The organism is Mycolicibacter heraklionensis (genome assembly GCF_019645815.1).
Classification (GTDB): domain Bacteria; phylum Actinomycetota; class Actinomycetes; order Mycobacteriales; family Mycobacteriaceae; genus Mycobacterium; species Mycobacterium heraklionense.
The window spans coordinates 1,558,557-1,584,963 of the sequence record NZ_CP080997.1; the positions used below are offsets into that span (position 1 = coordinate 1,558,557).

Annotated in this window: 22 protein-coding genes and 1 tRNA gene; 13 read left to right on the plus strand and 10 right to left on the minus strand. The window is 69.4% G+C overall.

The window, feature by feature from the left end; all coding sequences use genetic code 11:
* Positions 1–80: 80 nt before the first annotated feature.
* A complete protein-coding gene (locus K3U94_RS07410) occupies positions 81–1,262 on the plus strand; it encodes an acetyl-CoA C-acetyltransferase (RefSeq protein ID WP_220696092.1) in 1,182 nt (393 codons plus the stop codon).
* A gap of 144 nt (positions 1,263–1,406) precedes the next feature.
* Entirely contained in the window at positions 1,407–2,318 is a 912-nt protein-coding gene (locus K3U94_RS07415; RefSeq protein ID WP_220696093.1) for a tetratricopeptide repeat protein, read from the plus strand.
* Between the two features lie 16 nt (positions 2,319–2,334).
* Here the strand turns inward: K3U94_RS07415 and glgB are convergent, their stop codons facing one another.
* Together glgB and K3U94_RS07425 are read right to left on the minus strand one after the other, a co-directional pair.
* Positions 2,335–4,551, minus strand: coding sequence for a 1,4-alpha-glucan branching protein GlgB (gene glgB / locus K3U94_RS07420; protein ID WP_220696094.1), 2,217 nt, complete (start codon positions 4,549–4,551; stop codon positions 2,335–2,337).
* Positions 4,551–6,587 (minus strand): alpha-1,4-glucan--maltose-1-phosphate maltosyltransferase, encoded by a 2,037-nt coding sequence (locus tag K3U94_RS07425; RefSeq protein ID WP_220696095.1) that lies wholly within the window; start codon positions 6,585–6,587, stop codon positions 4,551–4,553. The genes glgB and K3U94_RS07425 overlap by 1 nt, the downstream gene beginning before the upstream one ends.
* Before the next feature lie 139 nt (positions 6,588–6,726).
* On the opposite strand from K3U94_RS07425, the gene glgP reads away from it, so the two are divergent.
* Entirely contained in the window at positions 6,727–9,309 is a 2,583-nt protein-coding gene (glgP, locus tag K3U94_RS07430) for an alpha-glucan family phosphorylase (RefSeq protein WP_220696096.1), read from the plus strand.
* A 21-nt stretch (positions 9,310–9,330) separates the two neighbouring features.
* On the opposite strand, the gene K3U94_RS07435 is transcribed toward glgP, so the two are convergent.
* The 4 genes from K3U94_RS07435 to K3U94_RS07450 form a co-directional block, all read right to left on the minus strand.
* The gene (locus tag K3U94_RS07435; RefSeq protein ID WP_220696097.1) at positions 9,331–12,213 is read right to left on the minus strand and encodes a PE family protein; all 2,883 of its coding nucleotides are present in this window, start codon (positions 12,211–12,213) and stop codon (positions 9,331–9,333) included.
* 111 nt (positions 12,214–12,324) lie between these two features.
* Positions 12,325–13,695, minus strand: a complete 1,371-nt coding sequence (locus K3U94_RS07440) for a neutral zinc metallopeptidase (RefSeq protein ID WP_220696098.1) — start codon at positions 13,693–13,695, stop codon at positions 12,325–12,327.
* 212 nt (positions 13,696–13,907) lie between these two features.
* Positions 13,908–15,890, minus strand: a complete 1,983-nt coding sequence (locus K3U94_RS07445; RefSeq protein WP_220696099.1) for an ATP-dependent DNA helicase — start codon at positions 15,888–15,890, stop codon at positions 13,908–13,910.
* Positions 15,891–15,934: 44 nt separating this feature from the next.
* Complete coding sequence (locus K3U94_RS07450; RefSeq protein ID WP_047321296.1) at positions 15,935–16,309, minus strand: nuclear transport factor 2 family protein; 375 nt, start codon at positions 16,307–16,309, stop codon at positions 15,935–15,937.
* A 72-nt stretch (positions 16,310–16,381) separates the two neighbouring features.
* On the opposite strand from K3U94_RS07450, the gene K3U94_RS07455 reads away from it, so the two are divergent.
* The gene (locus K3U94_RS07455) at positions 16,382–16,648 is read left to right on the plus strand and encodes a YdeI/OmpD-associated family protein (RefSeq protein WP_047321295.1); all 267 of its coding nucleotides are present in this window, start codon (positions 16,382–16,384) and stop codon (positions 16,646–16,648) included.
* A gap of 1 nt (position 16,649) precedes the next feature.
* On the opposite strand, the gene K3U94_RS07460 is transcribed toward K3U94_RS07455, so the two are convergent.
* The gene (locus K3U94_RS07460) at positions 16,650–17,957 is read right to left on the minus strand and encodes a nicotinate phosphoribosyltransferase (protein ID WP_267878352.1); all 1,308 of its coding nucleotides are present in this window, start codon (positions 17,955–17,957) and stop codon (positions 16,650–16,652) included.
* Between the two features lie 55 nt (positions 17,958–18,012).
* On the opposite strand from K3U94_RS07460, the gene clpS reads away from it, so the two are divergent.
* The 8 genes from clpS (at position 18,013) to K3U94_RS07500 (ending at position 23,789) form a co-directional block, all read left to right on the plus strand.
* Complete coding sequence (gene clpS, locus K3U94_RS07465; RefSeq protein ID WP_065039540.1) at positions 18,013–18,327, plus strand: ATP-dependent Clp protease adapter ClpS; 315 nt, start codon at positions 18,013–18,015, stop codon at positions 18,325–18,327.
* 30 nt (positions 18,328–18,357) lie between these two features.
* Positions 18,358–18,945 carry an oxidative stress transcriptional regulator AosR gene (gene aosR / locus K3U94_RS07470; RefSeq protein ID WP_047321294.1) on the plus strand — a complete coding sequence of 196 codons (588 nt, stop codon included), beginning with the start codon at positions 18,358–18,360 and terminating at the stop codon, positions 18,943–18,945.
* 5 nt (positions 18,946–18,950) lie between these two features.
* Positions 18,951–20,021: a P1 family peptidase gene (locus K3U94_RS07475; protein WP_047321293.1), complete on the plus strand. Its 1,071-nt coding sequence runs from the start codon at positions 18,951–18,953 to the stop codon at positions 20,019–20,021.
* 1 nt (position 20,022) lies between these two features.
* Positions 20,023–20,691, plus strand: a complete 669-nt coding sequence (locus K3U94_RS07480; RefSeq protein WP_434084907.1) for a rhomboid family intramembrane serine protease — start codon at positions 20,023–20,025, stop codon at positions 20,689–20,691.
* Positions 20,688–21,494: a glutamate racemase gene (gene murI / locus K3U94_RS07485; protein WP_109519708.1), complete on the plus strand. Its 807-nt coding sequence runs from the start codon at positions 20,688–20,690 to the stop codon at positions 21,492–21,494. Before K3U94_RS07480 ends, murI begins: the two co-directional genes overlap by 4 nt.
* An 80-nt stretch (positions 21,495–21,574) precedes the next feature.
* Positions 21,575–22,351 carry a cyclic nucleotide-degrading phosphodiesterase gene (locus tag K3U94_RS07490; protein WP_047321292.1) on the plus strand — a complete coding sequence of 259 codons (777 nt, stop codon included), beginning with the start codon at positions 21,575–21,577 and terminating at the stop codon, positions 22,349–22,351.
* A 38-nt stretch (positions 22,352–22,389) separates the two neighbouring features.
* A complete protein-coding gene (gene rph / locus K3U94_RS07495) occupies positions 22,390–23,169 on the plus strand; it encodes a ribonuclease PH (protein ID WP_047321291.1) in 780 nt (259 codons plus the stop codon).
* 8 nt (positions 23,170–23,177) lie between these two features.
* Positions 23,178–23,789, plus strand: coding sequence for a non-canonical purine NTP pyrophosphatase (locus K3U94_RS07500; protein WP_047321290.1), 612 nt, complete (start codon positions 23,178–23,180; stop codon positions 23,787–23,789).
* Positions 23,790–23,804: 15 nt separating this feature from the next.
* On the opposite strand, the gene K3U94_RS07505 is transcribed toward K3U94_RS07500, so the two are convergent.
* Positions 23,805–24,146 (minus strand): DUF3817 domain-containing protein, encoded by a 342-nt coding sequence (locus tag K3U94_RS07505; protein WP_047321289.1) that lies wholly within the window; start codon positions 24,144–24,146, stop codon positions 23,805–23,807.
* Positions 24,143–24,514 carry a hypothetical protein gene (locus K3U94_RS07510; protein ID WP_200900700.1) on the minus strand — a complete coding sequence of 124 codons (372 nt, stop codon included), beginning with the start codon at positions 24,512–24,514 and terminating at the stop codon, positions 24,143–24,145. Before K3U94_RS07510 ends, K3U94_RS07505 begins: the two co-directional genes overlap by 4 nt.
* Before the next feature lie 83 nt (positions 24,515–24,597).
* Between K3U94_RS07510 and K3U94_RS07515 the strand changes: the two genes are divergently transcribed.
* Positions 24,598–24,684: transfer RNA gene (locus tag K3U94_RS07515), tRNA-Leu, on the plus strand.
* A gap of 31 nt (positions 24,685–24,715) precedes the next feature.
* Here the strand turns inward: K3U94_RS07515 and K3U94_RS07520 are convergent.
* Positions 24,716–26,200 carry a hypothetical protein gene (locus K3U94_RS07520; RefSeq protein WP_131721551.1) on the minus strand — a complete coding sequence of 495 codons (1,485 nt, stop codon included), beginning with the start codon at positions 26,198–26,200 and terminating at the stop codon, positions 24,716–24,718.
* Between the last annotated feature and the right edge of the window lie 207 nt (positions 26,201–26,407).

Consider the following 26,407-nt stretch of genomic DNA (forward strand, 5'->3'; position numbering starts at 1 on the left):
GAGTAACGGTAACCTGAGCGCAAACATCGTGCTGCGCCGACCGGAAAGATCGGCCCCTCATACCCGCCCGGGAGGTAGTCATGACGACATCGGTGATCGTTGCTGGGGCTCGGACCCCGATCGGCCGGCTGATGGGCTCGCTGAAGGATTTCTCCGGCAGTGACCTGGGCGCCGTCGCCATCGCCGGGGCGCTGGAGAAGGCACAGGTGCCGGCGTCGCTGGTGCAATACGTGATCATGGGCCAGGTGCTCACCGCGGGCGCCGGTCAGATGCCGGCCCGGCAGGCGGCGGTCGGTGCGGGCATCGGCTGGGACGTGCCGACGCTGACCATCAACAAGATGTGTCTGTCCGGAATCAACGCCATCGCCATGGCTGACCAGCTGATTCGCGCCGGCGAGTTCGACGTGGTGGTGGCAGGCGGCCAGGAGTCGATGACCCAGGCGCCGCACCTGCTCCTCAAGAGCCGTGAGGGCTACAAGTACGGCGACGTGACGGTACGCGACCACCTCGCCTACGACGGTCTGCATGACGTCTTCACCGACCAGCCGATGGGCGCGCTCACCGAGCAGCGCAACGACGAGGACAAGTTCACCCGCGCAGAGCAGGACGAGTTCGCGGCCGAATCGCACCGCAAGGCCGCCGCGGCGTGGAAAGACGGCGTTTTCGCCGACGAGGTGGTGCCGGTGAAGATCCCGCAGCGCAAGGGGGATCCGTTGGAGTTCACCGAGGACGAGGGCATCCGGGCCAACACCACCGCAGAGTCGCTGGGCGGTCTCAAGCCGGCGTTCCGCTCCGACGGCACCATCACCGCCGGCTCGTCGTCGCAGATCTCCGACGGCGCCGCCGCCGTGGTGGTGATGAGCAAGGCCAAGGCGCAGGAACTGGGTCTGGACTGGCTGTGCGAGATCGGGGCACACGGTGTCGTGGCCGGGCCGGACTCGACTCTGCAGTCCCAGCCGGCCAACGCCATCAAGAAGGCGATCGCCCGCGAGGGCATCTCGATCGACCAACTCGACGTGGTGGAGATCAACGAGGCCTTTGCGGCGGTATCGCTGGCCTCGACCCGGGAGCTGGGTCTGAACCCCGACGTCGTCAATGTGCACGGCGGCGCGATCGCCGTGGGGCACCCGATCGGGATGTCGGGCGCGCGCATCACGCTGCACGCCGCCCTTGAGCTCAAGCGGCGCGGTTCGGGCTACGCGGTGGCCGCGCTGTGCGGTGCCGGTGGCCAGGGCGACGCGCTCATCCTGCGCGCGGGGTAACGGCTTCCCTACGGTTGCGTAGGTTGCTGGCGCGGGTTGTTTCCGCACGGCGACGCGACAGTGTGATCTTGGTCATAGTCGAGTGGTCGGGCGCGAAAACAGCCGTCGGCGGCGCGGCGAGGACGACGTGACAGACTTGACGGCGTGACGCGTCCTCGACCCCCGATCGGCCCGGCGTTGGCCGGAGCAGTGGACCTGTCCGGCCTCAAGAAGCCGGCTCAATCCGGCGGCGCCGCCGGTAGCGCCTCGGCTCCACCAGGTGCCACCGAGATCACCGAGGCCAACTTCGAAGACGAGGTGCTGGTCCGGTCCAATCAGGTGCCGGTGGTGGTGCTGCTGTGGTCGCCGCGCAGTGAAGCCTGCATTCAGCTGGCCGACACCCTCGCCGGGCTGGCCCAGGCGGACAACGCCGGCGGTGCGGCCAAGTGGTCGCTGGCCACCGTCAATGTCGACGTCGCCCCACGGGTGGCGCAGGTGTTCGGCGTGGACGCCGTGCCGACCGTGGTGGCGCTGGCCGCCGGCCAACCGATCACCAGCTTTCAGGGACCCCAGCCGCCCGACCAGCTGCGCCGTTGGGTGGACTCGTTGGTGTCGGCCACCGCAGGCAAGCTCGCCGGCGGCGGTGACGCGGAGCAGCCGGAGCAGGTGGACCCGGTGCTGGCGCAGGCGCGTGAGCAGCTCGACGCCGGTGACTTCGACGCGGCCCGAGCCTCCTATCAGGCGTTGCTGGACACCGACCCCGACCACGCCGAAGCCAAGGGGGCGTTGCGCCAGCTCGCCTTCCTGGAACGTGCGACCGGTCGGCAACCCGATGCGCCGGCACAGGCCGACGCCGACCCGAACAACGTCGAGGCGGCCTTCGCCGCCGCTGACGTGCAGATCCTCAACCAGGACGTCACCGCTGCGTTCGACCGGCTGATCGCATTGGTGCGGCGGACCGCCGGTGACGAGCGGGCCGCGGTGCGGACCCGGTTGGTGGAGCTGTTCGAGCTGTTCGACCCCGCCGACCCGGAGGTCGTCGCCGGCCGGCGCAACCTGGCCAACGCGCTGTACTGACCCCGAGCTACCCGAGCTACTCGGGCGCCAGCCACACGGCGGACAGGGCGGGTAACACCAGCACCGCCGAGGCCGGCCGGCCGTGCCATGGATCGTCGGTGGCCTCGACCCCGCCCAGGTTGCCCTCGCCCGACCCTCGGTAGCCGACCGCATCGGTGTTGAGCACCTCACGCCAACGGCCGGCCCGGGGCAACCCCAGGTGGTAATCGGCGTGGGTGACACCGGCGAAGTTGAACACGCAGGCCAGCACCGAACCGTCGGTGCCGTAGCGCAGGAAGCTCAGTACGTTGCTGGCCGAGTCGTTGGCGTCGATCCAGGAGTAGCCCCGCGGGTCGGCGTCCTGGGTCCACAAGGCGGGCAGCGCGCGGTAGCGAGCGTTGAGGTCGCTGACCAGACGCAGGATGCCGGGTGAGTAGCCGTCGGGCTCGACCTGGGGGTCGAGCTGGAACCAGTCGACTCCGCGCTCGTTGCACCACTCGCTGCGCTGACCGAATTCCTGGCCCATGAACAGCAACTGCTTGCCGGGATGCGCCCATTGGTAGGCGAGCAGGGCACGCAGGCCCGCGGCCTTGTGGTGGTCGTCACCGGGCATCCTGGACCACAGTGTGCCCTTGCCGTGCACCACCTCGTCGTGGCTGATCGGCAGCACGTAGTTCTCGCTGAACGCATACAGCATCGAGAACGTCATGTTGTGGTGGTGGTAACTGCGGTGCACCGGATCGTGACCGAGGTAGGCCAGCGTGTCATGCATCCAGCCCATGTTCCACTTCATCGAAAACCCGAGTCCGCCAAGGCTGGTCTCCCGGGTGACTCCCGGCCAGGAGGTGGACTCCTCGGCGATGGTCACGATTCCCGGCGCAACCCGATGGGTGGTCGCGTTCAACTCCTGCAGGAACTGCACCGCCTCCAGATTCTCGCGGCCGCCGTGGATGTTGGGGGTCCACTCGCCGTGCGGGCGCGAATAGTCCAGGTAGAGCATCGATGCGACGGCGTCCACCCGCAGCCCGTCCACGTGGAACTCGGTCAGCCAGTACAGCGCGTTGGCGACCAGAAAGTTGCGTACTTCGGGGCGGCCGAAGTCGAATACGTAGGTGCCCCAGTCGAGTTGCTCACCGCGCCGCGGATCGGAGTGCTCGTAGAGCGGGGTGCCGTCGAATCTGCCGAGCGCCCAGTCGTCCTTGGGGAAGTGCGCCGGCACCCAGTCCACGATGACGCCGATGCCCGCACCGTGCAGCGCGTCGACCAGCGCCCGGAAGTCATCGGGGGTGCCGAAGCGCGCGGTCGGGGCGTAGTACGACGTCACCTGATATCCCCAAGAGCCGCCGAACGGATGCTCCGCCACCGGCAGCAGCTCCACGTGGGTGAAGCCCTGCTGTACAACGTATTCGGTCAGCTCTACTGCCAGCTGGCGGTAGCTCAGGCCCGGCCGCCAAGAGCCCAGATGGACCTCGTAGGTGCTCATCGGCTCGCTCACCGGGTCACGCTTGCAGCGCTGTGCCATCCAGTCGGTGTCGTTCCAGGTGTAGTCGCTGCACGTCACCACCGATGCGGTGCGCGGCGGCACCTCGGTGGCGTAGGCGAACGGATCGGCGCGCTCGGTGACGGCCCCGTCGGCCCCGTGGATGCGGAACTTGTAGAGGCCGGCGGTGGGGAAGTCGGGCCAGAACAGCTCCCAGATGCCCGACGAGCCCAATGACCGCAGCGGGGCGTCGTCACCGGCCCAGCCGTTGAAATCACCGATCAGACTCACCCCGGCGGCGTTGGGCGCCCACACCGCGAAGGACACGCCGGACACCTCGCCGTCGGGCGTGATGAAGGTGCGGTGATGAGCCCCCATCACGTCCCAGAGTCGTTCGTGGCGTCCCTCGGCGAACAGATACAGGTCGAACTCGCCCAGGGTCGGCGCAAATCGGTATCCATCGGCGGTCGTGTGCACGCCGGTGGGCTCGGCGAACTCAGCCGTTTCCGGGTAGTGCACCTCCAGCCGGTAGTCGACGAGGTCGGTGAACGGACACGCCGCCGCGAACAACCCGGAGCCCAGGTCGCGCATGACGAAGCGCTCGGTACCGACGAGCACCACCACCCGCCGAGCGCGCGGGCGCAGCGCCCGGATGACGGTGGTCCTGCCGTACTCGTGCGCGCCCAGGACGGAGTGCGGATCGTGGTGTTCACCGGCGAGCAGCCGGGCCACGTCGGCAGGGTGAGGCGCCAGGTGTCGGGTCATCGTGCTCATCAGCGGCGCAGCAACTCGGTGCGGGCTTGGGCGTTGATCGGCGGCATGGTGACGATGTGGGCGACCGCTCGTGCCGGGTCCAGGCGCACATAATTGTCCTGGCCCCAGTTGTAGTCCTCACCGCTGATCTGGTCACGGACCCAGAAGCGTTGGTAGTCAGGCATTCCCAGTGCCCACATGTCCAAGTGCAGGGTCGCCTGCTCGGCGCTGAACGGGTTCAGCGTGACCACCACCAGCACGGTGTCGCCGGTGGCCGGGTCGAACTTGCTGTAGGCCAGCAGCGCGTCGTTGTCGACCTGGTGGAAGTGCACGGTGCGCAGTTGGTTGAACGCCGGATGCAGCCGGCGAATCTCGTTGAGCCGGGCGATGAACGGCTCCAGGGAGCGGCCTTCGGCGACGGCACCGGCGAAGTCGCGGGGTCGAAGTTCATACTTCTCCGAATCGAGGTACTCCTCGCTGCCTTCACGTACTGCACGGTCCTCGAACAACTCGAAACCGGAGTACACGCCCCACGTCGGGCCCAGCGTCGCCGCCAGTACCGCGCGGATGGCGAACATCCCGGGGCCGCCGTGCTGCAGGCTGGCGTGCAGGATGTCGGGGGTGTTGACGAACAGATTCGGCCGGCGGAAGTCGGCGAGTTCGGCGATCAGCCGGCCGAACTCGGTGAGCTCGGATTTCGTTGTCTGCCAGGTGAAGTACGAGTAGGACTGGGTGAAGCCCAGCTTGGACAAACCGTACTGCCGCGCCGGGGGAGTGAACGCCTCGGACAGAAACAGCACATCGGGATCGATGTTCTTGACGGCGGCGATCAACCAGAGCCAGAAGTCGGGGGGCTTGGTGTGCGGGTTGTCGACTCGAAAGACCTTCACCCCGTGGTCTATCCAGAACCGGACCACCCGCAGCACCTCGGCGTACAGGCCGGCGGGATCGTTGTCGAAGTTCAGCGGGTAGATGTCCTGGTATTTCTTCGGCGGGTTCTCCGCGTAGGCGATGGTGCCGTCGGGCAGCTCGGTGAACCATTCCCGATGCTGGGTGGCCCAGGGATGATCCGGTGCGCACTGCAACGCCAGGTCCAGCGCGACCTCCAGGTCGAGCCGGCGGGCCGCGGCGACGAAGTCGTCGAAGTCGCCGATGTCGCCCAGTGCCGGATGCACCGCGTCGTGGCCGCCCTCGGCGCTGCCGATGGCCCACGGCGAACCCACGTCGCCGGGTTCGGCGGTCGCGGAGTTGTTGCGGCCCTTGCGGTGTACCCGGCCGATGGGGTGGACCGGTGGCAGGTACACCACGTCGAAGCCCATCTCCGCGATCCGGGGCAGTGCCGCGGCCGCGGTGGCGAACGTGCCGTGCACGGGGCGGCCCTCGGCGTCCCAGCCGCCGGTGGAGCGCGGGAACATCTCGTACCAGGCGCCGCGGCGTGCCAGCGGCCGATCCACCCAGACCTGGTGTTCGACACCGGCGGTGACCAACTCACGCAGTGGGTGGCGGGCCAACAGCTCGTCGAGTTCGGCAGACAGCGCCGGCGCGGCCCGCGTCACCGGGTCGCCTGAGGCACGCAACGCAGCGGCCGCCGCCAGCACCGGTTCGCGCTGTGCGGACGGCACCCCGGCCGCGGCACGGTCGAACAATGCGGCGCCGATCAACAGGTCGTTGGACAGCTCGGCCGCAGCCAGGCCGGCGTCGAGCTTGGCGGTCACGGCGTGCCGCCAGCTCTGCAGCGGATCTCCCCAGCCCTCCACACGGAAAGTCCACAGGCCGACGGTGTCGGGAGTGAAGGCGCCGTGGAACACGTAGGCGTCGAACCCGGTGTGCATGGGCACATGCAGTGCCGAGCCGGTCGCGGTCGCGGGCGGGGGATCGCCGGGCAGCGGATAGCGGCGCCCGGCGTAGCGCACCACCAACGTCGCCGCGACGGCCTCGTGGCCTTCGCGCCAGACCGTGGCCTTGACCGGCACGGTCTCACCCACCACGGCCTTGGCCGGGTAGCGGCCGCACGAGACGACCGGTTCGACATCGTCGACCTCGACTCGGCCAGCCACCACACTCCGTTCGTCGTCGGGCTCTCTGCGCCCACGGTAACCGTCGTCCGGGGGCCTGGCATCACGCAACATGTTCGCAACCGAATTGTCAGGTCTAGGTGGCAGTCGCAGATTCGCGTCGCCGGTAGTGTGGTCAAGCGTGAAGGCCCTCCGCCGGTTCACCGTTCGCGCCCACCTGCCCGAAAGGCTGCTGGCACTCGAGCAACTGTCGATGAACCTGCGCTGGTCGTGGGAGCAACCGACTCAGGAGCTCTTCGCCGCCATCGACCCCGAATTGTGGGACGGGTGTGGGCGTGACCCGGTAGCGCTGCTGGGGGCGGTCAGTCCCGCAGGGCTCGAGGAGCTGGCCGCCGATCAGGAGTTCACCGCCCGTCTCGACGCGCTGTCGGCCGACCTCACGGCGTACTTGACCAGTCCGAGGTGGTATCAGCACCAGCAGGACGGTGGGGCGGCGCTGCCGACGGCGATCGCCTACTTCTCGATGGAGTTCGGGGTCGCCGAAGCTCTGCCCAACTACTCGGGCGGCCTGGGGATCCTGGCGGGAGACCACCTGAAGTCGGCGTCGGATCTGGGCGTGCCGTTGATCGCGGTGGGGCTGTACTACCGGTCCGGATACTTCCGTCAAGCGCTGACCGCCGACGGCTGGCAGCGCGAGACCTATCCGGCCCTCGATCCGCAGGGGCTGCCGTTGCGCCTGCTCGTCGACACCGACGGCCGACCGGTGCTGATCGATGTGGCGCTGCCCGGCGCCGGCCGGCTGCGGGCCCGAATCTGGGTCGCGCAGGTCGGCCGAGTGCCGTTGCTGCTGCTGGATTCCGACATCGGCGAGAATCCGCACCAGCTGCGGGGGATCACCGACCGGTTGTACGGCGGCGACCAGGAGCACCGGATCCGTCAGGAGATCCTGGCGGGGATCGGCGGCGTGCGGGCGATCCGCGAGTTCACCCGGTTACAGGGCACGCCCGCCCCCGAGGTTTTTCACATGAACGAGGGGCATGCCGGCTTCCTCGGCGTCGAGCGCATCCGTGAGCTGATCGCCGAGCAGGGGCTGGATTTCGACACCGCGCTGGCCGTAGTCCGTTCGGCGACGGTGTTCACCACCCACACCCCAGTCCCGGCCGGAATCGACCGGTTTCCCGCCGACATGGTTCGCCGCTACTTCGACGACAGCGGTGACGCGCTGGTCGCCGGGGTGCCCACCGACCGGATCATGGAACTGGGCGTGGAACACGATCCCGGCATGTTCAACATGGCCCACATGGGCCTGCGGCTGGCGCAGCGCGCCAACGGCGTCTCTCGGCTGCACGGCCGGGTGAGCCGGGTCATGTTCAACGACCTGTGGCCCGGGTTCGACGGCGACGAGGTGCCGATCGGCTCGATCACCAACGGCGTGCACGCGCCGAGTTGGGCGGCGCCCCCGTGGCTGCAGCTGAGTCGTGACGTCGCCGCTCCCGACTCGTTCAGCGAGCCGGCGGCTTGGCAGCGTCTGCAGCAGGTCGATCCCCTGACGCTCTGGTCTATCCGCTCGCAGCTGCGGGCACTGCTCGTCGACGAGGTCCGGTTGCGGCTGCTGCGGTCTGGCCTGGAGCGAGGCTCCTCGGAGGCCGAGTTGGGCTGGATCGCTACCGCATTCGACCCCGACGTGCTGACCATCGGCTTCGCCCGCCGGGTGCCGACGTACAAGCGGTTGACGCTGATGCTGCGTGATCCCGACCGATTGGAGCAGCTGCTGCTCGATGAGCAGCGCCCCGTCCAGCTGATCGTCGCCGGTAAGTCCCACCCGGCCGACGACGACGGCAAGGCGCTGATTCAGCAGGTGGTGCGGTTCGCCGACCGCCCCGAGGTGCGGCACCGCATTGCGTTCCTGCCCGACTACGACATGTCGATGGCGCGGCGACTCTACGCCGGATGCGATGTCTGGCTGAACAATCCGCTGCGCCCGCTGGAAGCCTGCGGTACCTCGGGAATGAAGAGCGCGCTCAACGGCGGGCTGAACCTGTCGATTCGCGACGGCTGGTGGGACGAGTGGTTCGACGGGCAGAACGGCTGGGCGATTCCCACCGCGGACGGGGTCGCCGACGAGAATCGGCGCGACGATCTGGAAGCCGCGGCGCTCTACGACCTGCTGGCGTCATCGGTGGTGCCGAAGTTCTACGACCGCGACGACCGGGGCGTGCCGCCGCGCTGGATGGAGATGGTTCATCACACGCTGCAGACGCTGGGCCCGAAGGTGCTGGCGTCGCGGATGGTGCACGACTACGTGGAGCAGTGCTACGCCCCAGCCGCGCAGTCGTTGCGGCGCACCTGCGAGCCGATCGACGGTGTGCCCTACGGTGCGGCGCGTCAGCTGGCGGACTACCGGCGCCGGGCGGAGGCGGCCTGGCCGCACATCCAGATCACCGACGTCGACAGCACCGGGCTGCCCGACGCGCCCTGGTTGGGGTCGGAGTTGACGCTGACCGCCTCGGTGCGCCTGGCCGGGCTGCGGCCGGACGAGGTGGTGGTGCAGGCGGTGCTGGGCCGGGTGGATTCCGGTGACACCCTGATGGACCCGGTCACCGTGGCGATGCCGCATGCGCACACCGACGCGGACGGCACGGAAGTCTTCTCCACCACCAGTCGGCTGCCGGTCGCCGGGGCGGTGGGTTACACCGTACGGGTGCTGCCGTGCCATCCGTTGCTGTCCGGCGATGCGGAGTTGGGACTGGTCACGTTGGCCTGAGGGCCCTCGGCGCCGCAGAGTTCACGGACGGTTCTGGCCGGGGGTTCCGGGGGCGCCAGGGGTCCCGTCGGCGCCGCCGTTGCCGCCGGCGCCGCCATTGCCACCGACGTTGAGGTAGCCGGTCGCGTTACCTCCATTACCGCCGGCGCCGCCGCCGCCGCTGCCGTTCGGGCCGACGAAACCACCGTTGCCGCCGGCGCCACCGCTGCCGCCTTCGCCGTAGTCGTAGCCGCGGTAGTACTCGTCGCCACCGTAGCCGTAGTAGCCGATGCCGCCGTTGCCGCCGTTGCCCCCTGCGGTGCCGTTGCCGCCGTTGCCGCCGTTCCCGCCCCAAGCGCCAATAGAGTTGCCGCCGGTCCCGCCGGCTCCGCCGTAGCCGCCGGCGCCCGAACCGCCGTTGCCGCCGTTGCCACCACCGCCGGCATTCACGCTATTGGTGTTGTTTGCACCGCCGACTCCGCCGTTGCCGCCACGGGCTCCGTCGGTTCCGCCGTCACCACCGTGACCGCCGCGGCCGCCGCCGCTGAGGCCCAGATTGGCACCGGCGTTGCCGCCGTTGCCCCCGTCGGAGCCGTTGCCCAGCCCGCCGTTGCCGCCGGCGCCGCCGTCGGCGCCGTCACCGGAGCTGCCGTCGCCGCCGTTGCCGCCGGACGCGCCGTGGGTGCCGCCGTTGCCGCCGTTGCCGCCGTCACCGCCCCACAGGCCGGTGCCCACGCCGCCACCGTTGCCGCCTCTTCCGCCGTCGGAGCCAACTCCGGTTCCGCCGGCACCGCCATTGCCGCCGTTGCCGCCGCCACCGCCGAAGTAGGACCCGGCCCCTCCGTAGCCACCGGTTCCGCCGTCGCCGCCGGACGCGCCGTCGTAGCCGCCGGCGCCGCCGGTGCCCCCGACGCCGGCGACAGCGCCGCCGCCGACCAGGTTGAAGCTGTTTGCGGAGGCGGTGGCGCCGTTGCCACCATTGCCACCGCTGCCGCCGATGCCGGCGGCACTGCCCGGCCCGCCCGCGCCGCCCCCGCCGCCGCCGCTGTTGTAGCCGGTGCCGCCCCAGCCGCCGGTGCCACCGGAGCCGCCCGTGCCGCCGGCGAAGCCTTCACCGGCGCCCGCGGCACCGCCGGTTCCGCCAGTCCCGCCGCTACCGCCCCAGCCGACACCACTGAATCCGCCCGTGCCGCCGCTGCCGCCCCAGCCGGCGTTGCCTCCGTCGCCGGCGTCACCACCGGTGCCGCCGAGAGCTCCCTTGCCGCCACTACCACTGACCAACCCGTTGCCACCTAGGCCGCCGGCACCGCCCGCACCACCGTTACCGGAGTAGCCGCCGGCGCTGGTGACGCCGCCATTTCCGCCGGTGCCGCCTGCACCACCAAGTCCGCCGCTGCCGACGCCGCTGCCATTGCCGCCGCTGCCGCCCTGGTAGCCGCTGCCGCCGTTGCCGGCGTGGCCACCGGCGCCGGCGTTGCCACCGTTGCCGCCGACACCCCCCACACCGCCGGTGCCGGCGGCGCCGAAGCCGACACCGCCGCCGCCACCACCGCCATAGCCGCCGTTGCCACCGTCGCCGGCGGTGCCACCAATGCCGGCGTTGCCGCCGACACCGCCGGAGCCGCCGAGCCCACCCGTTCCGGCGATGCCCCCAGCGCCGGCTGCACCGCCAGAGCCTCCCCAGCCGCCGGAGCCGGCGGTGCCGCCGCCACCGGCACCGCCGCCGTTACCGCCATTGCCGCCGCTGCCACCGTTGCCGCCGGCACCCGCGCCGCCGAACAGGCCGCCCACACCAGCCGCGCCACCAGCCCCGCCGTGGCCTCCCCAGCCGCCCAGGGCGCCGACCCCGGCATCGCCCAGGTCGTCGGCGCCTGTGCCCCCGTTGCCGCCTGCGCCGCCATTGCCGCCGTCGCCCGCGGCGCCGAACAGACCACCCGTCCCGCCGCCACCGCCGTTTCCGCCGCTACCGGCGACGTAGACCAAGCCACCGGGCAGGTTCAGGAGTCCTGCCGCTCCATTACCGCCCGCGCCGCCGCTGCCGCCGCCGCCGCCCTTGCCGAACAAGGTCGCGCCGTTACCGCCGGCGCCCCCGTCTCCGCCGTGGCCAACGGTGCCGTCGCTGCCCAGCGAACCATTGCCGCCGTTGCCGCCGTTGCCGCCGTTGCCCCACCAGAGCCCGCCGGCGCCGCCGACACCGCCGTCTCCACCGTTGCCCCCGTCGACTCCGTCGGTACCGTCGCCGCCATTGCCTCCGTTGCCGAACAGGTACGCGGCATTGCCGGCCTGCCCCGGCGTTCCGTCGATCGGAGTCAGGTACTCGACAGCGCCGAAGGCGCTGATCTCCGGCGAGGGGGCCGCCCCGCCGGCATTGCCGCCGTCGCCGATCAGCCAGCCCGCGTTACCTCCGCTTCCGCCGTAATAGCCGTCGCCGCCGTCGCCGAACAGCAGCCCACCCGCCCCGCCGTCGGGATGATCTGCGGTGCCGTCGGCGCCGTCGCCGATGAGGAACTGGCCGGAGAACGTGTTGACGAAGGTGGCGAACTGCAGGCCGTCTGGGCTGTTGATCCAGTCGTCAATGGCGCTGTGGATCGGGTGGTAGACGTATTGGTCAAACCACGCTGCGCCGTCAACGGGGCTGGCCGCGGCCAGAGCGGCGGTGCCGACGTCGAGGCCCCAGGTGGTGGGATCCAGCCAGGCCCAGGCGCCGGAGTCGGCGGCGTCGATGACGGAAGTGGAACCCGACAGCGGGTCCAGCAGGTCGAACAGCCAGTCGACGTCGGCGCGTGCCTGGGGCGCGCCGGCCAGCGGGGTAATGCCCAACGCCAGGAACCCTCCGGCGGCCGTGCCCGCGCCGAGTACCCGGCGGCGACGCCCCCGCCAGCCTCCCGACGTGCTGCCGTTCTTGGTGCTGCGCCGCGCTGTCATGATCCCGATACCTCCTGGCGGGCCCCGTCATCGCTGCCTTCAGGGCCTTCTGAGGTTGTAACACCAGCCAGGGCGGGTGGCCTCAGTAGTCCACTACTGCAGCGCCGCCAGTCAGGGGAAGCGGGCCAGGCAGCGATCGAAATCGCCGAGCACTCCGGTGCGGTAGGCATCGATGCGAGAGAACCCGGCCGGCACCGACTCGCCGTTGATGTCGCCGGCGGCCAGACCGTTGGTCAGCAGCCCGGCGACCGCCTCGTCCAGATCGCCTGCGGTCAATGCGATTCGGCCGCCGTTGGAGGTGGTGACGCCCTCGGACAGCCGGGTGGTGGCCACTCCCGTGAGGCACGCGGTGCGCAGCGCGGCCGCGGCGTTGTCGAGCACCAGTCCGCCGTGTTCGATCTGCACGCGCTGCAGGTACCGCGAGATCAGCGCCGAATAGGCGGTGTTGTCGCCGGACAGCGTCGCCAACTTCTGGTCCTTGCTGGGGGTGCCCATGCTCTGTAGGGCCGGCAGGTCGACAACGATGGTGTTGGTCGCCGGACAATACGAGGCAGGCGGGCTGGGCCGGGCGTCCGAGCACGACGATGCGGTCGCGGCGTCGAACGTGAGCGTCGGCGGTTGGGCCGGCGTGAAGGCGGTGTTCATCGCGTCGACGATCAGCCGCACCGATTCCTCGCTGACCGGCACCTCGCCGGTCTCATTCTGCTGCAGCTGGACGGGCAGTTCGCCGCGCCGCTGGTCGATCTCTTTGGTGTCGATGGCCTGACACGACCCGGCGCCGTCGGTGAACCCGAACTGGAATGCCGAGATCCGCTCGAAGGCCGAGCCGTGCTCGTTGCTGCCGATCGTCTCGTCGGGACCGAGCAACGGATCGCGTAGCGCCAGCATCGCGGCCAACACGCCGTTGAGCCCGTCGCCGGTGCTCAGCGTGAAGCGCGGCGAGTCGCCCTGGGCCACCCAGCGCAGGTACACACCGGCCAGGCAGTCGGCCTGCTGCTCGGCCACCAGTGTCGGGGTCTGGCGCCGCTTGGTGATGCCGGCCGTGCGGGCAATCGCGTGGCCGTATTCGTGGGCGAGCACCATGGTGATGGCCATGTCGCCATAGGCGCTGCGCAGCGCCGGCAGCAGCAGCCGGCGATCCCAGCCGATGGTGTTGTCCAGATAGCAGTAGGCCGCGTTGACCAGCAGGAAAGTCCTGTTGTCGCAGAACTTTCCGCGCAGTTGCGCCGGATCCCAGGAAAGCAGTGATTTCGCCGGCTTGAACTCACCGTCGAAGGTGTTGGGGTAGGTCGTGGTCCAAAACGCCTCGAGGTCGCTGACCGACTGGGCTGCCAGCTGATCGATCCGCCCGCCGTCAGTGCCCTCGACCTCCCGGGTCGGCGGTGGGGCGTCAGGGCGCAGCCCGGTGGGGCCGTCGACAGCCTGCAGGCCTCCCACCCGGAATGGGTCGGCGAAGACCGACACGGGTTGCCCGTCGAGCATCCGGGCGCATCCGCCCAGCAATAACACCAGCGTGCAGGCGGTGACGAGAACACGGTGGTTCAGCGAGCCTCGACGAAGGAGAGGTGAAGCTGGGGCCGCCGCATAAACACGGTGGTTCAGCGAGCCTCGACGAAGGAGAGGTGAAGCTGGGGCCGCCGCATAAACACGGTGCCGTCGGCGGGCAAGGCGCATGGGGTACCACGATAGTGGGATCAGGCGCCGCGCAGCCGCTGCAGCGCCAGCTGCACCTTGCCGGTGTCAGTGGTAGCCCAGAACGGCGGCAGCGAGGCCCGCAGGTATCCGGCGTAGCGGGCGGTGGCCATCCGGGAGTCGAGTACCGCCACCACGCCGCGGTCGTCGATCCCGCGCAGCAGCCGGCCGGCGCCCTGGGCCAGCAGCAGGGCCGCGTGGTTGGCGGCGACCGCCATGAAGCCGTTGCCGCCGTGGGCGGTGATCGCGCGCTGCCGGGCGGTCAGCAGCGGATCGTCGGGTCGCGGGAACGGGATCCGGTCGATGAGAACCAGCGACAGCGACGGTCCCGGTACGTCGACGCCCTGCCACAGCGACAGCGTGCCGAACAGCGAGGTCTCGGCGTCGTCGGCGAACTGCTCGACCAGCGTGCCGGTGGTGTCGTCGCCCTGGCACAGCACCGGGGTGTCGAGGCGCTCGCGCATTGCCTCGGCCGCGGCTCGTGCTGCCCGCATCGACGAGAACAAGCCCAGGGTCCGGCCGCCGGCCGCGGTGATCAGCGCGGTGATCTCGTCGAGCTGTTCGGCCGTGCCGGTGCCGTCGCGCCCGGGTGGCGGCAGGTGCGCGGCAACGTAGAGGATGCCCGCCTTGGCGTGCGCAAACGGCGAGCCGACGTCGAGTCCCCGCCAGCGCGCGGCCTGGGGATCCTCGCCGCGCCGCAGACCCCAGTCGCCGGCCATGGCGTCGAAAGACCCGCCGACGGTCAGCGTCGCCGAGGTCAGGACCGTCGTCGCGCGGGCGAACAGCCGCTCGCGCAAGAGGCCCGCCACCGACAACGGCGCCACCCGCAGCACCGCCCGCACCGAGCCCCGGTTGTCTTCGTGGCTGAGCCACACCACGTCGTAGCGGTCGGGGATGGCCGGCTCGAACGAGGTCAGGATCCTGGCCGCGGTGTCGGCGATTTCGGTCAACGCGGCGACGGATTCCTTGCGCGCGGCGGCGGCCTTGGGGTCGGCGGGGGCGGTGTCGATGGCCGCGCGGGCCGCCCCGGCGGCGTCACGCAGCGCGGCCAGATAGGTGGCCAGCTCGTCGTCGAGGTGGTCCATCCGGCCGGGAGTGCCGTCGTGGATCGCCGAGCCGAACGTCAGCGATGCGGCATCGAGGCGCTGGACCAGCTCGGGGGAGATCAGCCGGCCGACGCGGCGCACCGCGACGCTGAGCATGGTCGCGCTCAGCTCTGCGGTGGCCACCGAGGTCACCCGGTCGGTGAGCTCGTGCGCCTCGTCGACCACCAGCAGGTGATGCTCGGGCAACACGGTGGTGTCGGAGATGGCGTCGATGGCCAACAGCGCATGGTTGGTGACGACGACGTCGGCCTCGGCGGCGACGGCGCGGGCCCGCTCGGCAAAGCAGTCCGTGCCGTATTGGCAGCGCACGGCGCCCACGCATTCCCGCGCCGAGACGCTGACTTGGGACCAGGACCGTTCCGGTACACCGGGTTTGAGGTCGTCGCGGTCGCCGGTGTCGGTGTCCTCAGCCCACGCGGCGAGTCGCTGCACGTCGCGGCCCAGGGCGCTTGCCGCGAACGGATCGAACAGTTCGGCCTGCGGCCCGTCGTCGGACTCCTCGGCGAGGCCGGTATGGATCTTGTTCAGGCACAGGTAATTCCGTCGGCCCTTGAGCAGTGCGAAGGTGGGCCGCCGGGGCAGTACCTTTTCCAGGGCGCCGGCCAGACGCGGCAGGTCGCGGTCGACGAGCTGGCGCTGTAGTGCGATGGTCGCGGTCGACACCACGACCGGGTTTTCGTCGGCCAACGCCCGCGCGATCGCCGGAACCAGGTAGGCCAGCGACTTGCCGGTACCGGTGCCGGCCTGCACGGCCAGATGTTCGCCGGTGTCGAAGGCGTGCGCCACCGCCTCGGCCATGCGTACCTGGCCCTCGCGTTCGCTGCCGCCCAGTGCGGCTACCGCGGCGGCGAGCAGCTCGGATACGGACGGGTCAGCCATGGTGTGCACACGGTAGCCCGCTTTGCGATCTGCATGCTCATGCGTCAGGCCGTGGCGGCGGACCGGGCAACGAGATAGGTTCCGTGCCCCTCGATCACCAAGCCGTCGGCGTCGAATCGCAGGACCTCGTTGACGAGTCCGCCGTTCTGGTTGCGGTAGTTGATCACGATGGTGTCGATGCCCCGGTAGACGTCTTCGACGACGAAGTGCAGATCCGGCATGCGCTGCAGAGCGCCGGACCAATAGCGGCGCAGCGCGGCCTTGCCGTGGATCACTCCGGCCGTCTCGGGATACATCTGCGCAGCCACCGGGGAGGTGAACACCACATCGTCGTGAAAATGCGCCAGAACGGCGTCGACGTCGTGGTGGTTCCAGGCGCGCACCCACTGCTGGCCGAACGTCGCCGCATCGATGTCCATACCTATGCACGGTAGTGACACCGGCGCTCGTGCCCCACCCGTTTTCCCGCCGGCTGCCACTACCCTGAGGTGATGAGCAGCCAGCGATTGCCAGGCGGCGCAGTGCACGAACTACCGGCGGACCTGCGGGACGGACTGTTGGTCAGCCCCACGGCACTGGACGCATGGCAGAGCATTACGCCGTTGGCGCGCAATGAGTTCATCTGCTGGGTGGAAGACGCCAAGCAGCAGGTCACCCGTGAGCGCCGGATTCGCCGGACCCGTGAGGAACTCGAGGAAGGCAAGCGGCGCCCCTGCTGCTGGCCCGGGTGCAAACACCGGGAACGCAACGGCAAGTAGGTCAGCCGACCGAAACCACCCGCGTCGGGATGGCCGGCTCACCGTGCGCCAGCTTGAGCCCCTCCCACGGCAGGCTGTGCAGTCCGGCCACCACGCGTTCGCGCGCCGCGGCCAGTGCCGCCGTCCCGGTCTCGGTCACCACGTCACCGCCGCGTACCAGCGGAACGGTCACTATCCGGGCCCGCGCGTCCAGCGCCGGTGGGCGCCCGGCCGGGTAGACGACCTCCTCGGTGACGATCCCGCTGTCCCGCGCGACCCGCAGCGCCTGTTTGAGTCCGCCCTGTGACTCTTTGCCGGTGCTGCGCTTATGCACCGGATTGCCGTCCACCTCGACCAGTTTGTAGACAAACCCGGCAGCCGGCACGCCCGAGCCGGTCACCAAGGCGGTGCCGACGCCGTAACTGTCCACCGGCGCGGCCCGCAACGCCGCGATGCCGTATTCGTCGAGGTCGCCGGAGACCACGATCTTGGTCTTGGTGGCACCCAGCCGGTCCAGCTGGTCACGGACCTGATGGGCCAACACCGCCAGCTCACCGGAGTCGATGCGCACCGCGCCGAGCCCCGGCCCGGCCGCCGTGACGGCGTTGGCCACCCCGGTGGCGACGTCATAGGTGTCCACCAGCAGCGTGGTGTCGACGCCCTGCGCGGCGACCTGGGCGCGGAACGCCGCCAACTCGCCGTCGGCTCCGGTATGCAACAGGGTGAAGGCGTGCGCGCTGGTGCCCAGCACCGGCACCCCGAAACGGCGGTGCGCCTCCAGGTTGGAGGTTCCGGCAAACCCCGCCAGGTAGGCGGCCCGGGCGGCAGCCACGGCGGCCTGCTCATGCGTGCGGCGTGAGCCCATCTCGATCAGTGGCCGTCCGCCGGCCGCGTTGACCATGCGAGCGGCCGCCGAGGCGATCGCGGTGTCGTGGTTGAAGATCGACAGCAGCAGGGTTTCCAGCACGACGCACTCGGCGAAGCTGCCCTGCACGCTGAGTACCGGCGACCCGGCGAAGTACAGCTCCCCTTCGGGATAGCCGTCGATGTCGCCGCGGAAGCGGAAATCGGCCAGGAATCTCACGGTCTGGCGGTCCAGGAACCCCGAGAGCAGACTCAGCGCGGCGTCGTCGAAGGTGAACCCGGCCAGGGCCTCCAGAAACCGGTCGGTGCCGGCGACCACCCCGTAGCGGCGCGCCTCGGGGAGTCGGCGGGTGAACATTTCGAAGCCGGCCCGCCGGCTGGCCGTGCCGTCGCGCAGCGCCGCGGCGAGCATGGTCAGCTCGTACTTGTCGGTGAGCAGCCCGCCGTACCGGGCCGGAGAGTTCACCCGCCAACCGTATCGACTGGACCGCACCCCACCTCGGCTCGGTATCCTGAGCGGTATGGCCACGTCAGCACCGACGTCCGCCCCGGTGAAACCGCAGGGCACCGGACAGCGGCATGCCGACCCAGTCGAGGAGACGGCTTCCCCCTGGGTGACCATCGTCTGGGACGACCCGGTCAACCTGATGACCTATGTGACCTACATCTTCCAGAAGCTGTTCGGCTACAGCGAGCAGCACGCGACCAAGCTGATGCTGCAGGTGCACCACGAGGGCAAGGCCGTGGTGTCGGCGGGAAGCCGTGAGTCGATGGAGGTCGACGTGTCCAAGCTGCATGCCGCCGGGTTGTGGGCGACCATGCAGCAGGACCGTTAAGACTCAACCGAAGGGAACCGGGACTTCACCGTGCAGAAATGGAAGCGGGTCGAAACCGGCGACGGGCCCCGCTTCCGGTCTGCGCTGGCCCTGCACGAGGCCGCGCTGCTCCGGAACCTGGTCGGGTCGATCCTCGGCATGCTCGACGCACGGGAGTCCTCTTCGCCACCGGACGAACTTGAACAGATCACCGGGATACGAACCGGCAACACCCGAACGCCCGAAGACGCCACGACGCGCCGCCTGCTACCGGACTTCTATCGCCCGGAAGACGGTGAGAACGACTCCGCAGTCGACGCAGACGGCCTGAACGCAGCGCTGCGCAGCCTGCACGAACCGGGGATCATCGACGCCAAACGTGGCGCGGCCCAACAAGTGCTGGCCACCGTTCCCGAACAGGGCGGCCGTTTCGAGCTGACCGAGGAGCAGGCCAACGCCTGGATTGCCGCGGTCAACGACATTCGCCTCGCGCTCGGCACCGTGCTCAAGATCGGCCCCGACGGCCCCGATCAGGTGCCGGCGGGCGACCCCATGGCTGGTCAGCTCAACGTGTATCAGTGGCTCACTGTGCTGCAGGAATTTCTGGTGGTCGCGCTGATGGGAAGGCCCAGACGATGACAGGCATGGGTTCGATCACCGATGTCACCGGCATCCGGGTGGGCCACCACCAGCGGATCGATCCGGACGCGACGCTGGGGTCCGGCTGGGCCACCGGCGTCACTGTCGTGCTGGCACCGCCCGGGACGGTCGGCGCCGTCGACGGCCGCGGTGGGGCACCCGGGACTCGCGAGACCGATTTGCTGGACCCGGCCAACAGCGTGCGTTGGGTCGACGCGGTGGTGCTTTCCGGCGGCAGCGCCTACGGACTGGCGACCGCCGACGGCGTGATGACCTGGTTGGAGGAGCAGGGCCGCGGTGTGGCGCTGGACGGCGGCGTGGTGCCGATCGTGCCGGCCGCAGTCATCTTCGACCTGCCGGTCGGCGGCTGGGACCGACGGCCCACCGCGGAATTCGGCTACGCCGCCGCAGTCGCGGCCGCCGGCCCCGACGGCGAACAACCGGCGTCGGGCAGCGTCGGCGCCGGAGCCGGGGCGCGCGCCGGGGTTTTCAAGGGCGGCGTGGGCACCGCGTCGACGACACTGGATCTCGGGGACGACGTGGTCACCGTGGGCGTGATCGTGGTGGTGAACCCCACCGGCGAGCTCATCGACCCCACCACCGGTTTGCCTTGGTCGACCCTGCTCATCGAAGAATTCGGTCTGACGGCGCCGCCGTCCGAACAGTTGGCGATACTCGCCGGCCTGGAGCCCAAAACCCTGGCGCTCAACACCACCATCGCCGTGGTGGCCACCGACGCCGCGCTCAGCCCGGCCGGCTGCCGGCGGGTGGCGATCGCCGCGCAGGACGGGCTGGCCCGCAGCATCCGGCCCTCGCACACTCCGGTGGACGGCGACACAGTGTTCGCGTTGTCGACCGGGACGGTCGAGGTTCCGCCGCTGCCGGGAACACCGGCTGCGATGTCCCCGGAGACGGGCCTGATCGCGGCGGTCGGCGCCGCCGCGGCGGACTGTCTGGCCCGGGCGGTGCTGTCGGGGTTGCTGTGCGCTGATCCGGTGGCCGGAATCCCGACCTACCGGGGCACCGTGCCGGGCGCCTTCGCCGACCGGCCCGGCGGCCATTCGGGAAGGCCGTGAGGTGGGCATGACTGCCCGCGGGGGGACAGCACCTGCACCGCGGCCCGAGGAGAAACCCGTCTGGCGTACCGGCGGGGCCACCATCGTCGCGTTCGTCGGGCTGCTGTATCTGGTGGAAGCCGTCGACCAGGTCGGCGGTCACCATCTGGACCGCAATGGCATCCGGCCGCTGGAGACCGACGGCCTGTGGGGGGTGCTGTTCGCTCCGCTGCTGCACGCGAACTGGGCGCATCTGCTGGCCAACACCGGCCCCGCGCTGGTGCTCGGGTTCCTGTTGACGTTGACCGGCCTGGCCCGGTTTGTGCTGGCCACCGCGATCGTGTGGATCGTCGGCGGGCTGGGCACCTGGTTGATCGGCAACGTCGGGTCGGCGTGCGGGCCGACTGACCACATCGGTGCCTCCGGTCTGATCTTCGGTTGGCTGGCCTTCCTGGTGGTGTTCGGGTGGTTCACCCGCCGGATCTGGCAGATTCTGGTCGGGGTCGTGGTGCTGTTCCTCTACGGCGGAATCCTGTGGGGAGCGGTGCCGGTGCTCTTAAAAGGTCCGGTGTGCGGTGGGGTGTCCTGGCAGGGCCACCTGTGCGGGGCGCTCGCCGGGGTGTTGGCCGCCTACTGGCTGGCGGGTCCCGAACGCAACGCCCGGAAGCTTCGCCGGGGGGCGGCGGCGTGAGCCCGATCGGAATCTTCGACTCCGGTGTCGGCGGGCTGACCGTCGCCCGTTCGATCATCGACCAGTTGCCCGACGAGGACATCATCTATGTCGGCGACACCGGCAACGGCCCGTACGGCCCGCTGACCATCCCCGAGGTCCGTGCGCACGCCCTGGCCATCGGGGACGACCTGGTCCAGCGCGGGATCAAGGCGTTGGTGATCGCGTGCAACACCGCGTCGGCGGCTTGTCTGCGCGATGCGCGGGAACGCTACGACGTGCCGGTCGTCGAGGTGATCCTGCCGGCAGTGCGCCGGGCGGTAGCAACCTCCCGCAACGGTCGGATCGGGGTGATCGGGACGCAGGCGACGATCGCCAGTCACGCCTACCAGGACGCGTTCGCGGCCGCCCGCGACACCGAGATCACCGCGGTGGCCTGCCCCCGCTTTGTCGACTTCGTCGAGCGCGGTATCACCAGTGGCCGCCAGGTGTTGGGACTGGCCGAGGGTTATCTGGAGCCGCTGCAACGCGCTGGGGTCGACACTCTGGTGTTGGGCTGCACGCATTACCCGCTGCTGTCGGGGTTGATCCAGCTCGCGATGGGTGAGCAGGTGACGCTGGTGTCCAGCGCCGAAGAGACGGCCAAAGAACTGTTGCGAGTGCTTACTGAGCGTGACCTACTGCGTCCGCATGAGGCCGCCCCGGCAACCCGGATCTTCGAAGCCACCGGAGATCCGGAGGCGTTTGCTGCACTCGCTACTCGTTTTCTGGGACCGGCCATCACCGGCGTCGGATCCGTCCACCGCCACGCCCCGTTGCACTAGCCCGTGATTTCGATGACGAATAGAGAGCAAAGCGCCGGTGTCTTCGTCATGGCCGCGGCGAACATGGCACAGTAGGGAACGTGCGACTGACCGTGCTCGGCTGCTCCGGGAGTGTGGTGGGTCCGGACTCGCCGGCATCGGGATATCTGTTGCAGGCGCCGGACTCGCCGCCGCTGGTTATCGACTTCGGAGGTGGGGTCCTCGGCGCCCTGCAACGTCATGTCGATCCGGGCTCGGTGCATGTGCTGTTGTCGCACTTGCATGCCGACCACTGCTTGGATCTTCCGGGGTTGTTCGTCTGGCGCCGCTACCACCCTTCGGTGGCGATCAAGCCGTTCGACAAGGGTCTGCTCTACGGGCCCAGCGACACCTGGTCGCGGATGGGTGCGGCGTCGTCGCCCTATGGCGGCGAGATCGATGACATCACCGACATCTTCGACGTCCGCTCTTGGGTGGACGGTGAGCCGGTCAAGTTCGGGTTGCTCAGTGTGCAGCCCGGACTGGTATCGCATCCGACCGAGTCATACGGGATGCGGATCACCGATCCGTCCGGCGCGACGCTGGTCTACAGCGCGGACACCGGCTACTGCGATGCGGTGATTGAGTTGGCGCGCGGCGCCGACGTGTTCTTGTGCGAGGCGTCGTGGACCCATGAGGACAACCGACCGCCCAACCTGCACCTGTCGGGAACCGAGGCCGGGCGCATCGCCGCGGCCGCCGGTGTCGGCCAACTGCTGCTGACTCACATCCCGCCCTGGACCTCGCGCGAGGACGTGATCGGGGAGGCCAAGGCCGAGTTCGACGGTCCGGTGCACGCCGTGGTGTGCGACGAGGCGTTCGACATCAAGCGGTCCTGACCCAACGCTGGACTCCGCCCGCGGCTAGGGTTATCCGCGTGTCCAAACGAGAAGACGGTCGCCTCGACGACGAGCTGCGCCCCGTCGTCATCACCCGCGGATTCACCTCGAACCCGGCCGGCTCAGTGCTGGTCGAATTCGGCAACACTCGGGTCATGTGCACAGCCAGTGTCACCGAGGGTGTTCCGCGCTGGCGGAAAGGCTCCGGTCGCGGTTGGCTGACCGCCGAATACGCCATGCTGCCCGCCGCCACCCACTCCCGCTCGGACCGCGAATCGGTCAAGGGCCGCGTCGGCGGGCGCACCCAGGAGATCAGCCGGCTGGTGGGCCGCTCGTTGCGGGCCTGCATCGACCTGGCGGCGCTGGGGGAGAACACCATCGCGATCGACTGTGACGTGCTGCAGGCCGACGGCGGTACTCGCACCGCGGCGATCACCGGCGCGTATGTGGCGCTCGCCGATGCGGTCACCTACCTGTCGGCCGCGGGCAAGTTGTCGGATCCCCGCCCGTTGTCGTGCGCGATCTCGGCCGTCAGCGTCGGCGTGGTCGACGGCCGGGTCCGCGTCGACCTTCCCTACGAGGAGGACTCGCGCGCCGAGGTCGACATGAACGTCGTCGCCACCGACACCGGAACACTGGTGGAGATCCAGGGCACCGGCGAGGGTGCGACGTTCCCGCGCTCGACCCTGGACAAGATGCTCGACGCGGCACTGGCCGCCTGCGAGAAGCTGTTCGTGGTGCAGCGCGAAGCGCTGGCACTGCCGTATCCGGGGGTGCTGCCGGAAGGGCCGGCGCCGAAGAAGGCATTCGGCAGCTGACCGCGCCGATGACGCAGCAACTGCTGGTGGCCAGCCGCAACCGCAAGAAGTTGGCCGAGCTGAGCCGGGTGCTGGAGCGCGCCGGAATCTCGGGTGTGCACCTGGTCTCGCTCGATGAGGTGCCACCGTATCCCGAAGCGCCGGAAACTGCGGCGACGTTCGAGGGGAACGCCCTGGCGAAAGCGCGTGACGGCTATGAGGCGACCGGATTGCCTTGTGTCGCAGACGATTCAGGTCTGACGGTCGCGGCGCTCAACGGCATGCCGGGGGTTTTGTCGGCGCGCTGGTCGGGCAGCCACGGTGACGACGCGGCCAATACCGCTTTGCTGCTGGCGCAGCTGCGCGACGTGCCCGACGAGCGGCGCGGCGCGGCGTTCGTGTCCGCGTGCGCGCTGGTATGGGGCACCGGAGCCGAGCACGAGGTGGTGGTGCGCGGCGAGTGGGCGGGCAGCATCGCTCGGGAACCGCAGGGCGACGGCGGATTCGGTTACGACCCGGTGTTCGTCCCAGTGGGCACCGACCGCACCGCGGCGCAGTTGAGCCCGGCAGAAAAGGACGCCGCATCACATCGCGGCCGGGCGCTCGAATTGCTTCTGCCGGCGCTGCGTTCGCTGGCCTGACGACGTCGCAGGGCCTCAGAGGTTGAACTGGGCCTTGATGTTTCGCGACTGGAAGTGTTCGACGATGATGCCGAGCAGGGGAATGGTGCCGGCCAGCAGTACCCCGATGGTCTTGCCGAGCGGCCAGCGGACCTTGACCGCCAGGTTGAAAGTGGCCAGCAGGTAGGCGAAGTACACCCAGCCGTGCACCACGCCGATCCACGTCGGCGGGTTGTCCACCTTGACCACGTAGCGCACCACGATCTCGTAACACAGGGCGATCAGCCAGACGCCCGTTGCCCACGCCATCACCCGGTAGGGCAGCAGTGCGCTGCGGATCTTCTCGGCGGGAGCAGTCTGGGCGGGTGACTCGGTCATGCGGTGTTCCTGTTCTGTCGGTCGTTCTCGGAGAGCTCGGCCAAATAGGCGTTGTACTCCCGCATCGCGGGGTCGTCGGTGGGTGCGGCGGCCGCGGGCCGCTCCGGCAGCAGTCCAGCTGGTATCTCGGTCACGGTGTCTGCGGGGCGCAGCTCCGGCGGCTCTTCTTCGTAGCGGACGAACTTGCGGTAGGCGTACACGCAGAACCAGGCGAACAGGGGCCACTGCAGTGCGTAACCGAGATTCTGGAAGGTGCCGTTGACCTCTTGGAACCGGGTCCACTGCCACCAGCCCAGCGCCAGGCACGCGCTGGCGGCGACGATCACCAGCACAACCAGTGCAGGTCTCCGACGCCGTGTAGTGGACACCCCATGACGGTACCGCGCCAGGTCCGGACCGCCGCCAGGCCTTCGCGGTAGTGGGTTGCCGGAAAGCTAGACTGAGTCGCCTTGCGGGCGTGATGGAATTGGCAGACATGCGGGTTTTAGGTGCCCGTGCTCGAAAGAGCGTGAGGGTTCGAGTCCCTCCGCCCGCACCAATGTGAAGCGGGCTGCCGGGACCCCGAGCCCTTACAGCCCGAAGCCGTCCCAGATGCTCGACAGCGAAGTCCAGAAGTCGGTGAGGTCACCCGACAGGCCCCCGGTCGGGTCGGCGACGCCGAGCAGGTCGGGCCAGATTTGCAGCGGATTCCACCCGCCCAACTCGCTGGGCACCGAGGGGACGTCGACACCGCTGTCCGGCCCGCCGGTTCCGGCCCAGGGACCCAGGTACGCCGGATCGGTCATCAGCCCCGAATTGACCAGGAGCTCGGACAGGTTTGGGTTGATGCTGTTGAGGTAGTCAACGATCTGATCTTCAGTTCCCGGGGTCAGCGTGAACACCCCGGTTTGCAGACCCGCCACGGTGGCGTCGATCTGTTCGGGTGTCGGCGCGTTCGCCAGGCCTGAGCTGTTGAGGCTGAGCCACTCGCTGATCAGCGGGCTGGGCGGCCCGACGTTTTGGATCGACTGCACCAGGTCCGCCGTGGTGAGGCCGAAGGGCGGGGCGAACGGGGACTGGTCGCACAGCGCGGGGCACAGCGGGCTTCCGGGGGAGAACGGGTCGAAGTCCACCACGGCTCCGGCAGCCAGAGCTTTCAGGGCCTCGGACACGTCATCCGGGCTGACCAGCTGGAAGCCATTGAGGTTGACCGGTGCCTCCAGGCTCTGGAACCACTGCTCGAACGGCCCGAGTGGATTGAGTTGGACGTTGACGCCCGACCACGGCATCAAGTTCTCACCATCGGATCCGGTTGTGGTGCCCGGGAAGCCGAAGCCCGGTTGAGCCTGGCTGCCCGGTACCGAGTCGAGCGGGGCGCCCGGCACCGAACCGCCCGGACCGACACCTGCTGAGGGGTCCGCGATTCCGGCCGCCGTCGGATTGGCGGTGTCGGCGGCTGTGCTGGGAAACTGATATCCAGTGAGCAGCTGCTGCAACGGCACCTGCAACCAGTGGCTGAAAAGGGGTAATTGGTTGTCGGCGTTGGGAAAGTTGGTAAACACCTTCTCGAAGTCGATCAACCTGTCGATCCCGGTAACACCGGTGATCGGGTCCGTCGGCACCATCGGCGAGCATTGGACGGCGTCGCACGAGGCGCTGACCGGGAGCTCGGCCGCGGCCAGCATGGCGAACTGTTGCCCCAGGCCCGCGGTCCCGTTCGCCAGCAGGGTCGGATCGATCTCTGGCTGGTCGAGGCCCGAGATCTGCGGCGCGAACGGAAATAGGTAGTCGAAGATGGCCATGAAGTGCCCCGGGTCGCCGGGGTCCTCGCCCCACAGGTTCGTCGCGCTTGGGGTCCACCAGGTGCCGGTCCAGAAGAAGGAATCCGCTAGTACATCAGTGGCGGCGACTTCGTTGGCCGGGATATTGAAGAGGTCTTGGAACAGGTTGAAGGGGACGTTGAGCACGGAATCGTCGGCCACCAGGCGCACCGCCCGGTCGACAACCGACATCCCCGCCGACCACGGCTTGACCGGCGCGACCGTGGCTGCGACCACGGCGCTCGCCGCAGCCAACACCCAGCCTTTCCGCGCATGCCGATGAGGTTGTGTTGCCTTGACCATGTCTTCCCCCGATAGTCAGACCACTCACGTGGTTCGACCGTCCCCTTGACGACGCATCAGCCGGGCGTTGCTGCGATGACTGGAGCGGCCGGCTGAAAGCGTGAGGCGAACGATAGACCGGGTTCCTGATAGGTCTATCCCATCCAGCTAATAAATTTG